Genomic DNA, 14,239 nt, shown 5'->3' on the forward strand with positions numbered 1-14,239 from the left:
AGCATGCAACATAGGACACAATTGATGCTCCCCGCTCTTGCTCCCTCCTTCGAATTGACAGTGTAATTCGGGACGGAAGGGCGGGGCTTTTTTTTTGCAGATAGGCCAGGAAGTTTCCTATTGTTGTAAGAAGACGGCGTGGAAATATACGGCAGGGTAAGGTATGCTATAAGCGATGCAACAAAGCGACGGCGCGCAGCCGGGGAAGGAGCTTGGCATGCCTTATTACGTACCTGTAATGCTGAACCTGGAAGGCCAGAAATGCATGGTAATTGGCGGAGGCAAGGTGGCCGAGCGTAAAGCTGCGATGTTAATTGAGGCGGGAGCGCAGACGATTATCATTAGTCCGAAAATTACAGCCTCTTTACTAGAGCAGAGGGATGAGCAGAAAATTCACTGGGTTGAGCGTGAGTATTTACCGGGCGATTTGGGTGGTGCTTTTCTCGCTTTTGCGGCAACGGACCAACATACGGTGAACAGTGCCGTGGTGGCCGAAGGTGAAATGCTGGGGATTCCAGTAAACGATGTTAGTGAGGGTTCGCAAGGCAGCTTTATAACGCCCGCAGCGATTCGCCGAGGGGGTCTTGTTATTGCCGTATCCACATCAGGGGCTGGACCAAGAGCAGCTCTTGAACTGTGCCGCGAGATTGACGATCATATCGGGGATGATTATGAGCGCTATATTGAAGTGTTAAGCTCAGCTCGCTCCTGGATAAAGGCGAACATACCGGAGTCAGAATATAGAAAGCGGTTATTTCGAAAACTCGCTGAGGCGGATATATTGACCTTGATTCGGGCAGGAACCTTCCCTTCGCAGAACGGCGAGGAAGTAGTGGCCTGGATTGAGAAGCAAACGGAGGAATAGGGAATGACGAAGCGTACAATAGTGGTGGGAACAAGACAAAGCCAGTTGGCCTTGACCCAAACAGGGCAAGTTATAGATGAATTGGCCGCATTATGTGAAACACATCGTATTCCCTTTCAATTTGAAATTCGCAAAATAATTACGAAAGGAGACCGGATTCTGGACGTTACCTTGTCCAAGGTGGGCGGCAAAGGGCTATTTGTCAAGGAAATCGAGCAAGCCATGCTGAATGGTGAGATCGATCTTGCGGTGCACAGCATGAAGGATATGCCATCGGTGCTGCCGGACGGCTTGGTCAACGGAGCGGTGCCCAAACGGGTTGATCCTCGGGATGCCTTCATCTCCAGAACCGGGCTGCGCCTGGAAGAATTACCGGAGGGGGCCAAGGTAGGCACGAGTAGCTTGCGGAGGGCCAGCCAGCTTCAGGCTTATCGTCCCGACTTGGTGTTAGAACCTGTTCGGGGCAACATTGATTCCCGGCTGCGCAAGCTTGAGGACGGCAACTTTGATGCCATTATCCTGGCGGCTGCCGGATTGTACCGAATGGGCTGGGAAGGACGCATCACGGAGTATCTGCCGGTAGACGTATGCCTTCCTGCGGTTGGGCAAGGTGCGCTGGGCATTGAATGTCGCGAAGGTGATGCCGAACTGCGTCATTTGCTGTCACTTTATAACGATGAAGAGACGGCATTGACGGTGGCAGCGGAACGTCGTTTCCTGGGTGTGCTGAACGGTGGCTGCCAGGTGCCGATTGGTGCTTATGCCACGCTGGAGCCTTCCTCCCGGCGTATTTCGTTGACCGGCATGGTTGGATCGGCTGATGGGGTGACCATTCTTAAGGAGAATGCCGAAGGCGAGAGCCCACTGGAACTGGGTGAAGAAGTGGCGGAGCGGCTGATCTCACTCGGGGCCGCGGATTTGCTAAAGGAAGCCGGGGTGTGATGGAGGATGGCAGGCAAAGTCTATCTGGTTGGAGCGGGTCCCGGTGATGCGCGGCTGATCACGTTAAAAGGTTTGGATTGCCTGGAGAAGGGCGATGTCATCGTCTATGACCGCTTGGCTAATCCAAGCCTACTGCGGAGAACCAAACCCGGTGCAGAGAAGATATATGTAGGCAAACGAACGGAACGGCACACGATGAAGCAGGATGATATCAATCAATTATTGGTTGATTTGGCACTGACGGGCAAGACAGTCGTACGTCTCAAAGGTGGTGACCCGACCATATTTGGACGAGTAGGAGAGGAGGCCGAGTTACTAAGGCGTCACGGCATTCCTTACGAGATTGTTCCAGGGATTACAGCGGCGATTGCGGTGCCCGCCTATGCAGGAATTCCCGTGACTCATCGCGATATAGCTTCCTCGGTGTCGATTATTACAGGCCATGAGCACCCGGATAAGCTGGATTTGGCCATTGATTGGGAGAAGGTAACCCATGCCACGGGGACGCTGGTTTTTATGATGGGGGTGGCCAATATCGGTTATATTACGAAGCAACTGATACATTACGGCCGCCCGTCTGTTACGCCTGTAGCATTGATACGGTGGGGCACCCGGGCAGAGCAGGAGACGTTGACCGGTACGCTTGAGGATATTGAAGAGAAGGTGCTGACGGCTGGCTTCAAACCTCCGGCTGTAATTGTTGTTGGCGAGGTCGTCAGTCAGCGGGAGCAGCTTCAATGGGCGGAGGCACTTCCGCTGTTCGGCAAGCGAATTCTGGTCACTCGTGCCCGTTCTCAGGCAAGTGATCTGGTGCGGAGCATAGAAGATCTGGGCGGCGAGGCTTACGAGCTTCCGGTAATTGATGTGGTCATGCCGGAACATGATCAAGTGCAAGCGACTGACCAGGCGCTTGCGGCTTTGGAACACTATGATTGGGTATTCTTCACCAGCGTTAACGGAGTCGAGTATTTCTTCCGGCACCTGGAGAGACTGGGGAAAGATATTAGAGCACTTTATGGTGCGCGCATAGCTGCGGTTGGTCCAGCCACGCAGGCGGCATTACGGGCACACGGCATCGCCGCTGAGGGCTTGCCTGGGCGATTTCAAGCCGAAGGGCTGATCGACGTCTATGGACACGAGCTGCTAGCTGGACAGCATGTGCTGCTGCCGCGGGGCGACTTGGCAAGAGCCTGGCTGCCTGAGGTAATGCGAAAGAAGGGACTTGAGGTCACAGAAGCCATCATGTATCAGACGGTGCCGGCGAATGAGAGCGACGAAGAATTGGTAAAGCTGCTAGAACTCGGGCGTATCCATGCCGCTACCTTTACCAGCTCTTCTACGGTAACTAACTTGCTTCGCGCGTTGCAGGTCAGCGGCGCAACTGATCCGGTAGAGGCGCTCAAGGGAGTGGAGATTGCCTGCATTGGTCCGCTTACAGCCAAGACGGCTGAGGCTGCGGGACTGAAGGTGTCGATTCTTGCCGAGGAGGCCACGATCTCCAGTCTGATTGAGGCATTGTGCGCCTGGAAGATGCGGACTACAACTTAGAATAAAGCTATTATAGGCGGGGATACCCGTTACAGTTAATTATAGGAGGCCCATGATATGAATTTTCCAGTAGTAAGACATCGCCGTTTGCGGCAATCGGCCGCCATTCGGGGCATGGTGCGTGAAACGGTCCTGACGGTAGACGATTTTGTTCAACCGATCTTCGTCACTTATGGAAGTGGCGTAAAACATGAAATCTCCTCAATGCCCGGCGTTTTTCATTTTTCGCTAGATACGTTGGAAGAAGAGGTTCAATCTATCGCGGAATTGGGAATACCCGCTGTGCTCTTGTTCGGCGTTCCTGATACCAAGGATAGCGTGGGCACTTCCGCTTACGCGGAGCAGGGTATCGTGCAGGAGGCTACCCGTGTAATCAAATCACGTTATCCGGATATGCTCGTTATAGCAGACACCTGTCTATGCGAGTTTACCGATCATGGTCATTGCGGCATGGTACATACTTTTGAGCGGGACGGGCATGTCTGCGGCGATGTGCTGAATGACGAATCGCTGGAGCTTCTGGTCAAGACGGCGGTCTCTCAAGCCGAAGCGGGTGCAGATATCATTGCCCCTTCCAACATGATGGATGGCTTCGTGCAGGCGATTCGCACCGGACTTGATGAAGCCGGGTTTAGCCATATTCCGATCATGTCTTATTCCGTTAAATATGCCTCAGCATTTTATGGACCGTTCCGGGAAGCAGCCGATTCCGCACCGCAATTTGGCGACCGGAAGACTTATCAGATGGACCCGGCTAACGCACGAGAGGCGCTTCGAGAAGCGAAGTCCGATGTGCTGGAAGGGGCCGATATGCTGATGGTCAAGCCTGCTCTGGCGTTCATGGACATCTTGCGGATGCTGCGCGATCAGTTTGATCTGCCACTGGTGGCTTACAATGTGAGCGGTGAATATTCCATGGTCAAGGCGGCGGCACAGCAAGGCTGGATTAATGAACGGGCAATCGTGACGGAAATGCTGCTTGGGATGAAGCGTGCCGGTGCGGACATCATCATTACGTATTTTGCCAAAGACATGGCACGCTGGTTGCGTGAGGAACGTTAAGAGCGCCAGCAGGATCGGTCATTCTTTCTATCACCTGAGGAGGGTATCGTTATGCAAGAGAAGTTAGGACGGCGTGGTGCGCAGCGATCGCAGCAAGCTTTCGATGAAGCGAAGAAGGTCATGCCCGGTGGGGTTAACAGTCCGGTACGGGCATTTAAATCGGTGGGTTTGACGCCGATGTATATCGACCGCGCGAGCGGCTCACGTATTTATGACATTGATGGCAATAGCTTTATCGACTACGTTTGCTCCTGGGGACCCTTGATTATGGGACATGCCCATCCGGAGGTGGTTCAAGCTCTCCAGGAAACAGCGGCCAAAGGGACAAGCTTTGGTGCACCCACGTTATTGGAAACACAGATGGCACAATTGGTGGCTGAGCGAGTTCCTTCTATAGATGTGGTTAGAATGGTCAACTCGGGTACAGAAGCCACGATGAGTGCGATTCGGTTGGCACGGGGATACACTGGCCGTAGCAAAATCATGAAATTTGAGGGCTCTTACCATGGTCATGCCGACAGCCTGCTGATCAAGGCTGGTTCGGGAGTGGCGACGCTGGGATTGCCGGATAGCCCTGGCGTTCCAGAAGGAGTAGCCGCGAATACTATTGCTGTTCCTTATAATGACCTGGCTTCCGTAGAGCTTGCCTTTGAACGGTTCGGTGAGGAGATTGCTGGCGTGATTGTGGAGCCCATTGCGGGCAATATGGGCGTTGTTCCCCCGTTACCAGGATTTCTGGAAGGCCTGCGGAGCATCACTGAGAAATACGGTAGCTTGCTAATTTTTGACGAAGTCATGACCGGTTTTCGGGTGGACATTCATTGTGCGCAAGGGCGGTTTGGCATCACGCCTGACTTGACTTGCCTGGGGAAAGTGATTGGAGGCGGACTGCCGGTAGGTGCTTATGGAGGCAAACGCGAAATTATGGAGCATATTGCTCCAAGTGGCCCGATTTATCAGGCAGGTACGTTAAGCGGTAATCCCCTGGCGATGGTCGCAGGCTTCACGACATTGTCGCTGCTGACGCCGGAGGTATATGATCGACTGGAACGTTTATCGGCCAAGCTGGAGGCGGGATTTGTGCGTAATGCCAAAGAGCGAGGGATTCCATGCACAATCAATCGGGTTGGCTCCATGGTATGTCCGTTCTTCACCGACAGCCAGGTAATCAACTACGATACAGCGAAGAGCAGCGATATCGCCTTGTTTAATCGCTATTTTGCGGCTATGCTCGAGCAGGGTATCAACGTGGCGCCTTCCCAGTTTGAGGGGATGTTTGTTTCCGGTGCTCATACAGAGGAAGATATCGACTTGACCATTGAAGCGCACCGGCTTGCGCTACAAGCTCTGTGAGCCGGATACCCGCTTGGTCGCGGCGGGGGGAGTGGCTGGAACTGATGCCGGGCAAGCTGTCGCCAGCAGAAGGACAAGATCGGGTTGACGCCGCTTTGGTCTGGTTATCGGATCACCTGAACGCTCCACCCAAGCTCATTCGCCGCTTACTAGCCGAGGGAGGGGTCAAGCTTGCCGGGGATCGGCTGCGCTTGCATCTTTTTTCGCCAAGAACATCCTCCTACGCTCCGCTGCTTACAGCGGAGCTTAATTTGCTCTTTGAGGATGATTGGTGTCTGGTCGTCCATAAGCCGGTTGGCTTGAAGGTGCATCCCGATGGCACGGGGATAGCCGCTTCCCATTTACAAGGCGGGCTGACGGCTATGACTCCGCCTAATACTTTGGCGAACCAGGTATCCGGGCTGTTCGCGTCGCGCAAAGAAGCGGTTGCTGCTGCTCATATTCATCGATTGGACGAATGTACATCGGGACCGGTACTGTTTGCCAAAAATGAATATGCCCAATTGAAGCTGGATGAGGCGATGAGTCGCAAAGCCATTCACCGCACCTATATTGCCTTCGTGCAAGGGCAGGTCAGTCCGGAGCTGAAGATCATAGATTTGCCCATCGGTCGGGACCGCCATCATAACCAGAGACGCCGGGTGTCGCTTGGTGGGAAGTCGGCGATAACCCATGTGGAGCTGCTGGAGGTCTTCCCGCAGCATGACTTAAGTCTGGTACGGCTGACGCTGGAGACAGGGAGAACTCATCAGATTCGGGTTCATCTCAGTCATGCGGGACATCCGCTTGTGGGGGATACGCTGTATGGTGGAGGTACTAAGTGGCTGTCTCATCAGGCGCTTCATGGTGAGCGGCTGGCGTTCCTCCATCCGCTCACCGGAGAGAGGGTAGAGGTGGCTGATCCTTGGCCAGTGGAACTAACTCAACTGTACGAGCGCATAAGGTAAAGTGGCAAGGCCTCTGGCAAGATGTCCAACGGTTTATGAAAAAGCTGGCATGCACTCCTTTTTGAAGCATATAGATTAAAACGAGGATGATTTTGGATCACTGGCAATCGATGCTAAATCATGTTTTGGATATGCTGAAAGGAGGTAACGTTTTGGCTGATCAGTCCTATGGTCTCAGGTTCGATATTTATGAGCGCGTTCATTTATCGGAAGAAGTGATCGGTATTGAGGAATTGGAGGAAATCGAGCTCTATCCAAAAATCCAGGTCATGCCCGGTGAGGAATACGCCGCACTTCGCGGTCATTTGCTGCTTACAGGATCTTATCTGGGCGAGGGAGAGAAGCGGGAGCTGGAACACTATATTCCCGTGGAAATTACCATCCCGCTCAGCCGGGTGAACCGGTTGGAGGATATCACGGTCGAAATTGAAAATTTTGATGTGGACCTTCTGAGCTCGCGAAGCTTGAACATTACGGGGGTGCTGTCGTTACAGGGAATTGAGACATCCTCCTTGCTATCAGAGGGCGATAGCTGGAAGGATCGCGAATTCACGACCGCTCATGTAGTCCGTGGAGAGGAAGACGAAGCAGAGGATGAATTGGAAACGGAGGCGCCCAGTCCATTGCTGGCGGACGAGGTGCGTTCCGGTTCATCGTTTGGCTGGGAAGCTGAGAATTCGGAAGAAATCTCCGAGTCATCGGAGGATGCAGAGCTATTAACGCCCGCTGTTTCTGCGGCCCCATGGCAGGCATTTCCGGAGGAGCGGTTGCCCTCTCAGGCGCTAACTGAGGACGAGCAGCAGGAATTAAGCTGGTCTGACGATATCGCTGGCTTCCAGAATACGGCTGCATGGGCGGACAAGGAATATGAGGCATCGGAGGAGCGGGACGAGGAAGCGGACAGCCACATCTGGTTCAAGGGAGAAGCGCAAGCCTATGCCGATGTTCGCCAGTCCGACACCGACCCCCCAACCTACGCTGATGATGTTCATGAAGCAGGAACCTTGTCAGATGAGGTTCTGGCTGAGGATGACTATGCTGTAGAGGCCTCCATTCAGGGGGAAGCCGACCCATTCTCCTATTCACAGGCGGAAGAGAAGCAGGAGATGAAGATTGCACTGGGCTCCAAAAACAGCGGTGGTTCAGGTGAAAGCGAAGTCTTCGGCCTCACTAAGCTGCTATCCTCTTCAAGGGTTGCTGCAGACCAAGATGCTTATGATGAGGAGTTCGTCGATGAGACGGAATCCGAGGTGGGTGAAGGCGAGGATCTGAGATGGAAGAACCTGTTCATTCAAAGTGAAGACCAAACACCATTCCGCAAAGTAAAGTTGGTTATCGTGCAGCGTGAAGAGACGCTGGATGATATCGCTGAGCGCTATCATCTTAGTTCGAGAGAACTGCAATTGTATAATCGGCTGTCTGAGCATGAGTTGGCTGAAGGGCAAATTCTTTATATTCCTTAGGCAGGTGCGTAGTTGACTGGACTTAGGATTGACTCCCGGAGTGTTCCAAGTTATGATAATATAGATCAACATAAATGGATCTATGTAAAGACTTGGAATGGGAAGAGTAGGCAGGGTGAACCCTTCAGAGAGCAGAATCGGAATGCTGAGAGATTCTGCGGGACACGTAGCTCGCCGAAGTCGCCCGGGAGTCGTTCGTTTGAGCGTATCAGTCGTTAGAGCGAACCGGTAGCAGCCGTTATCTGCTTGAGTGTCGCATTGACCTTCATCTTAAGTCGAAGGCTTGCGAAACAAAGGTGGTACCGCGAAAGTAAAGCCTTTCGTCCTTTGAGACGAAAGGCTTTTTTTGTTTTTGTCTTTAGTGGGGCCATGACTTGCCTGGCTAACGACTATCTTTAAAAAACCAAGGCTATGCTTATTGTAACGGAGGTTGAAAGGGATGACAGAAAATCAAGGTCAAGGTCAACAAGCGTCGACGGAAATGCCAACGACGTATGATCCGAAATCAGCAGAACAGAAATGGTATTCCTACTGGTTAGAGGGGGGCTTCTTCGAGGCTGGAAAACGTCCGAATGCCAAGCCGTATACCATCGTAATTCCACCGCCGAACGTCACAGGCGTGTTGCATATCGGTCACGGGCTAGACTTCACGCTTCAAGATATTTTGACTCGTGCCAAGCGAATGCAGGGCTACGATGCATTGTGGCTCGCAGGGTCTGACCATGCTGGTATCGCCACGCAGGCCAAAGTGGAGCAGAAGTTACGGGAGCAGGGCGTTAGCCGCTACGATCTGGGACGCGAGAAGTTTCTGGAGCAGGTATGGGAATGGAAAGAAACCTATGCCGCGAACATTAAATCGCAGTGGGCAAAGATGGGTCTATCACTCGACTATTCGCGCGAGCGCTTTACGCTGGATGAAGGATTGTCGGATGCCGTCAAGGAAGTCTTTGTCAAGCTATACGACAAAGGCCTGATCTACCGCGGCAAACGCATTATTAACTGGGACCCGGCTGCACGCACCGCTTTATCCGATATTGAGGTGGAATACAAAGAGACGCAGGGTCACTTGTACCATTTGAAATACCCGCTGAAAGACGGGAGCGGTTCCATCACGGTCGCTACGACGCGTCCGGAAACAATGCTGGGCGATACAGCCGTAGCCGTTCACCCGGAAGATGACCGTTACAAAGACATGATTGGCAAAACGCTCGTGTTGCCGATTATTGGCCGCGAAATTCCGATTATTGCCGATGAGTACGTGGAGAAGGAATTCGGGAGCGGTGCGGTGAAAATTACACCAGCTCATGATCCAAACGATTTTGAAGTGGGCTTGCGCCATGATCTGCCGCAAATTATCGTGATGGATGAGAGCGGTGCGATGAACGACGAAGCTGGACCCTACAAAGGCTTGGACCGTGCCGATTGCCGCAAGAAAATCGTTGTTGACTTGCAGGAACAGGGCGTTTTGATCAAAATTGAAGATCACTTACATCAAGTTGGCCATAGCGAGCGGACTGATGCTGTTGTCGAGCCGTACCTGTCCACGCAGTGGTTCGTTAAAATGCAGCCGCTGGCTGAGCCCGTGGTAAACGCTCAAAAATCGGGCGAGGGCGTCAAATTCGTGCCTGAGCGGTTCGAACGAACCTATCTTCACTGGATGGAGAATGTGCGCGATTGGTGTATTTCTCGTCAACTGTGGTGGGGACATCGTATTCCGGCCTGGTACTCGCAAAAAACGGGCGAAATGGTTGTAGCCAAGAGCGAAGAAGAAGCGCGTGAGAAGCTGGGGCGCGACGATCTCGTTCAAGACAATGACGTGCTGGACACCTGGTTCAGCTCGGCGCTGTGGCCTTTTTCAACGATGGGTTGGCCAAACGAAGAAAGCGAAGATTTCAAGCGCTATTATCCGACGGATGTGCTCGTAACAGGGTACGACATCATTCCGTTCTGGGTCTCGCGGATGATCTTCCAGGGTTATGAATTTACCGGCAAAATGCCGTTTAAAGATACGCTCATCCATGGCCTTGTACGTGATAGCGAGGGACGCAAAATGTCCAAGTCGCTGGGTAACGGAGTTGACCCGCTTGAGGTCATCGACAAGTATGGTGCTGATGCGATGCGTTATATGCTGTCGACCAGCAGCACGCCGGGGCAGGACCTGCGCTTCCGTTGGGAACGCGTAGAGCAGGCGCGTAATTTTGCGAATAAAATATGGAATGCTTCCCGCTTTGCTTTAATGAATCTGGAAGGCGTGAAGTATGAAGATATTGATATCAGCGGTGACTTGTCGACCTCGGACCGTTGGATTCTACATCGCTTGAACGAGACGGCACGCGAGATTACCCGGCTGATCGATGCATATGAATTCGGAGAGACTGGGCGAGTGCTGTACAACTTCATTTGGGATGATTTATGCGATTGGTATATCGAATTTGCCAAGCTGTCGTTCTATGGAGAGGACGCTGCCGCCAAGCAGAAAACACAATCGGTACTGGCCTATGTTCTTGATCGGACACTCCGTATGATTCATCCGTTTATGCCGTTTATTTCCGAGGAAATATGGCAGCATTTGCCGCATCATGGCGACACGATTATGCTGGCAGCTTGGCCAGAGTATGATACTTCGCTGGAAGCACCGGATGCTGTTCAGGAAATGAACTTGCTGATGGATGTTATCCGTGCCGTTCGGAACATCCGTGCCGAGGTGGGTGTACCGATGAGCAAGAAGGTCGAATTATTTTTCAAGCCGGGTAATGCTGAAGTGTTGAAAGTGCTGGAGCGCAATGCACACTATATCCGTCGCTTCTGCAACACCTCGGAATATGAGGCTTCCCTGACGGTTGCTGTGCCGGACAAAGCGATGACTGCGGTAGTAACTGGCGCCGAACTGTTCCTGCCGTTATCCGGACTGATTGATATTGGTCAGGAGATCGAGCGCTTATCCAAGGAGCTTGATACGCTCAACAAAGAGGTTGAGCGGGTAGAGAAGAAGCTGGCGAATGAAGGTTTTGTGGCCAAGGCTCCGGCCAAAGTCATCGAGGAAGAACGCGCCAAAATGGCGGATTATGCTGAAAAACGCGATAAGGTGTTGGCCCGGATTGCCGAGCTGAAGGGCTAGGCTGGAAAAATAACAAATCGAAGGTGACGGAAACATGGGGGATCACACAGACGAGGAATCAAGCTCTTTGGGACTGCAAAGCTATGACGAAGCGGTAAGCTGGATTAACGCACTGCTGCCGTTTGGCATTCGGCCAGGACTGGAGCGCATCGAACTATTGATGGAGCGGCTAGGGCATCCTGAACGGAGACTCAAGTTCATCCATATTGCCGGAACGAATGGGAAGGGCTCTTCCTGTGCTTTTCTGTCTCGCACGTTACGTGAATGCGGTTATCACGTGGGGACGTTTACGTCCCCGTATATCACCAAATTCACGAATCGCTTCCAATATGATGAGACGGATATTCCCGAGCAGACACTGCTTGAATTGAGCAATCGAATTGCTCCGCTGGTGCGAGAGATTGCGGATACGGAGCTGGGCTCTCCAACCATGTTCGAGGTGAGTACGGCGATTGCCATTTTATATTTTGCCGAGGTTTGCTATCCTGATGTAGTGGTATGGGAGACCGGGCTTGGGGGAAGGATGGATGTTACCAACATTGTGACACCTATCGTCTCGCTCATCACGAATATTGGGTACGATCATATGGATGTTTTAGGTGATAGCCTTGAGCAGATTGCGCGTGAGAAGGCGGGGATTATTAAGCCTGGCGTCCCTGTTGTAAGCTGTGTGGAGCAACCGGAGGCCATCGCAGTGCTGAAAGCAACAGCAGAAGCTCAGCAGGCCCCCTTATATTTGCTTGGAGAACAGTTCAATTATAAACGTCTTGCCATTGGGGAATCGGAGCAGCAGATTCATTTCTACGGTCCCTTTCGGGAGCTTCCCCTGACCCTTGGTCTGATGGGTGAGCATCAATGCAAGAATGCTTCCGGTGCCATGATGGCGTTGGAGCTGTTGCGGCAGTATATGGCCTTCGTGTTAGAGGATGAGCCATTACAAGACGGCTTCCGCACCACCTTTTGGGCGGGGAGGCTGGAACTGATCCGCAAGGAGCCGAGGCTGTTGCTCGACGGTGCCCATAATCCGGAGGGAGCCGCATCGCTTGCCCAAAGCTTGCCTGAAGCCTTCCGCTACCGGAAACTTCATTTGATGATGGGGATGTTAGCCAATAAGCATCATCATGGCTACTTGAAGCATATATTACCAATAGTGGATACACTTATACTGACCGAGCCCGATTTTCGCAGGAAGATGGATGCCGAGGCATTGTACAACCTCGTGATGGAAGCTCGGGGAACGGACGCGAAAGCGGATTTGGAAATTATCGTGGAACGTGACTGGAGAAAAGCCCTTTCGCTTTTGGAGTCACGGACGGAACGGGAGGATCTTGGGGTAGTGACCGGTACATTATATATGATCTCCGACGTGCGGGCGGCCCTTTTGCATCAAACCGATTCTGAAAAAGGCTGGTGACCATTTTGACAAATATTACGGAACAACATGTGCATTTTATCGGCATTGGGGGCTATGGCATGAGTGCCATTGCCCGCGTCATGCTGGAGATGGGTTATACCGTCACGGGATCGGACGTCGCTTCCCAGGAATTGACGGAGAAGCTTGCAGCTAAAGGGGCAAAAATTTATATTGGCCATACAGCAGAACATGTTCATGGAGCGGACCTGGTGGTCTACTCTACGGCATTGCCACAGGATAATGTGGAGCGTCTGGAGGCGCAGGAGCAGGGTATCCCTATCCTGCACCGTTCGCAAATGCTCGCACGCCTGCTCAATGAGAGAACGGGCGTAGCTGTTGCGGGAGCACATGGCAAAACAACGACCTCGTCGATGATTGCGCTGGTCATGGAGCAATGCGGCACTGACCCGACTTATATTATCGGCGGGGAGATTATGGACATGGGCACCAATGCCAAGGCTGGGCAGGGCAAATGCGTGGTAGCTGAAGCTGACGAAAGCGATGGCTCCTTCTTGCAGTATCATCCCTCTCTTGGTGTGGTTACGAATATCGAGGCCGATCATCTTGAGAACTATGGCGGCGACTTTGGCCAGTTGAAGGATGCTTATGTGCAATTCCTCAATCAAGTGAAACCGGGCGGCAAAGCTGTCGTCTGTGGGGATGACCATAATGTACAGGAGCTTCTGCCCAAGCTGCATTGCCATGTAATTACCTTTGGCATGGAACCCGTCTGTGATTATACGGCACACGACATTCAACTGGGAGACCGGTATGTCAGCTTCGTAATGAAGCATGGTGGCGTGACTCTGGGTACGGTTGAACTCTCCGTTCCAGGCAAGCATAATGTCTATAATGCGATGGCCACCGTCATCGTGTGTTTGGAAGCGGGAATTGCGTTCGAGGATATTGCCAAGGCGTTGCCACACTTCCATGGAGCGAAACGGCGCTTCCAGGTATTGGGTGAAATGAACGGCATCCTTATTATTGACGACTATGCCCACCACCCAACGGAGATTCAAGCGACCATTGCTGCGGCAAAGGCTACGGGCAAACGAATTATTGCTGTGTTCCAGCCGCAACGGTATACGCGGACCTTCTTCCTGCTCGACGCGTTTAGCCGGGCCTTTGGAGAAGCAGATGAAGTAATTATTACCGACATCTATTCTCCAGCCGGAGAGAAAGCGATTGAAGGTGTTCATTCCTCCAAGCTGGTGGAACTGATTAAGGAGAATAGCAATGCAGGTGCTCGTTATCTGGCGACCAAGCAAGACGTGCTGGCTGATCTACAGAACCGTCTTCAGTCCGGCGACCTCGTGCTCACGATGGGAGCGGGAGATATATATAAGGTAGGCTATGAGTTAGCTCATCAGCTTGGCTAAAACGATCAACTATTTAAGCTTGTAAAAAGCACCCTTCCAACGTGGATGGGTGCCTTTTTTTGCTTTAGCGCACTTTTTGTGATTAAATTCATAGCTTTTGCGTCCATCTACTACTTTTGGATGATCCGAAATCACGCCAAATCATTTA

General features: G+C 52.4%; 10 protein-coding genes and 1 other annotated feature. All 10 genes read left to right on the forward strand.

Annotated features, from left to right (window positions below; genetic code table 11):
- Nucleotides 1-175 precede the first annotated feature (175 nt).
- The 10 genes from BN3279_RS05620 (at nt 176) to murC (ending at nt 14,091) form a co-directional block, all read left to right on the forward strand.
- Nucleotides 176-865: a precorrin-2 dehydrogenase/sirohydrochlorin ferrochelatase family protein gene (locus BN3279_RS05620; protein ID WP_232436764.1), complete on the forward strand. Its 690-nt coding sequence runs from the start codon at nt 176-178 to the stop codon at nt 863-865.
- Between the two features lie 3 nt (nt 866-868).
- Nucleotides 869-1,807 carry a hydroxymethylbilane synthase gene (gene hemC / locus BN3279_RS05625; RefSeq protein WP_059049634.1) on the forward strand — a complete coding sequence of 313 codons (939 nt, stop codon included), beginning with the start codon at nt 869-871 and terminating at the stop codon, nt 1,805-1,807.
- Between the two features lie 6 nt (nt 1,808-1,813).
- On the forward strand, nt 1,814-3,355 hold the full coding sequence (cobA, locus tag BN3279_RS05630) for a uroporphyrinogen-III C-methyltransferase (RefSeq protein ID WP_059049635.1): 1,542 nt from the start codon (nt 1,814-1,816) through the stop codon (nt 3,353-3,355).
- 57 nt (nt 3,356-3,412) lie between these two features.
- Entirely contained in the window at nt 3,413-4,417 is a 1,005-nt protein-coding gene (gene hemB / locus BN3279_RS05635) for a porphobilinogen synthase (protein ID WP_059049636.1), read from the forward strand.
- Nucleotides 4,418-4,468: 51 nt separating this feature from the next.
- Complete coding sequence (gene hemL, locus BN3279_RS05640) at nt 4,469-5,770, forward strand: glutamate-1-semialdehyde 2,1-aminomutase (protein ID WP_059049637.1); 1,302 nt, start codon at nt 4,469-4,471, stop codon at nt 5,768-5,770.
- Complete coding sequence (locus tag BN3279_RS05645) at nt 5,767-6,717, forward strand: RluA family pseudouridine synthase (protein WP_232436765.1); 951 nt, start codon at nt 5,767-5,769, stop codon at nt 6,715-6,717. Before hemL ends, BN3279_RS05645 begins: the two co-directional genes overlap by 4 nt.
- Nucleotides 6,718-6,869: 152 nt before the next feature.
- Entirely contained in the window at nt 6,870-8,180 is a 1,311-nt protein-coding gene (locus tag BN3279_RS05650; RefSeq protein WP_059049639.1) for a LysM peptidoglycan-binding domain-containing protein, read from the forward strand.
- Nucleotides 8,181-8,264: 84 nt separating this feature from the next.
- Nucleotides 8,265-8,511, forward strand: a binding site (T-box leader).
- 108 nt (nt 8,512-8,619) lie between these two features.
- On the forward strand, nt 8,620-11,298 hold the full coding sequence (locus BN3279_RS05655; protein WP_059049640.1) for a valine--tRNA ligase: 2,679 nt from the start codon (nt 8,620-8,622) through the stop codon (nt 11,296-11,298).
- A 34-nt stretch (nt 11,299-11,332) separates the two neighbouring features.
- Nucleotides 11,333-12,712: a bifunctional folylpolyglutamate synthase/dihydrofolate synthase gene (locus BN3279_RS05660; RefSeq protein WP_059049641.1), complete on the forward strand. Its 1,380-nt coding sequence runs from the start codon at nt 11,333-11,335 to the stop codon at nt 12,710-12,712.
- Nucleotides 12,713-12,771: 59 nt separating this feature from the next.
- Nucleotides 12,772-14,091, forward strand: a complete 1,320-nt coding sequence (gene murC / locus BN3279_RS05665) for a UDP-N-acetylmuramate--L-alanine ligase (protein WP_059049707.1) — start codon at nt 12,772-12,774, stop codon at nt 14,089-14,091.
- The last annotated feature ends 148 nt before the right edge of the window (nt 14,092-14,239 follow it).

The organism is Paenibacillus senegalimassiliensis (assembly GCF_001486585.1).
GTDB classification, from domain to species: Bacteria; Bacillota; Bacilli; order Paenibacillales; family Paenibacillaceae; genus Fontibacillus; species Fontibacillus senegalimassiliensis.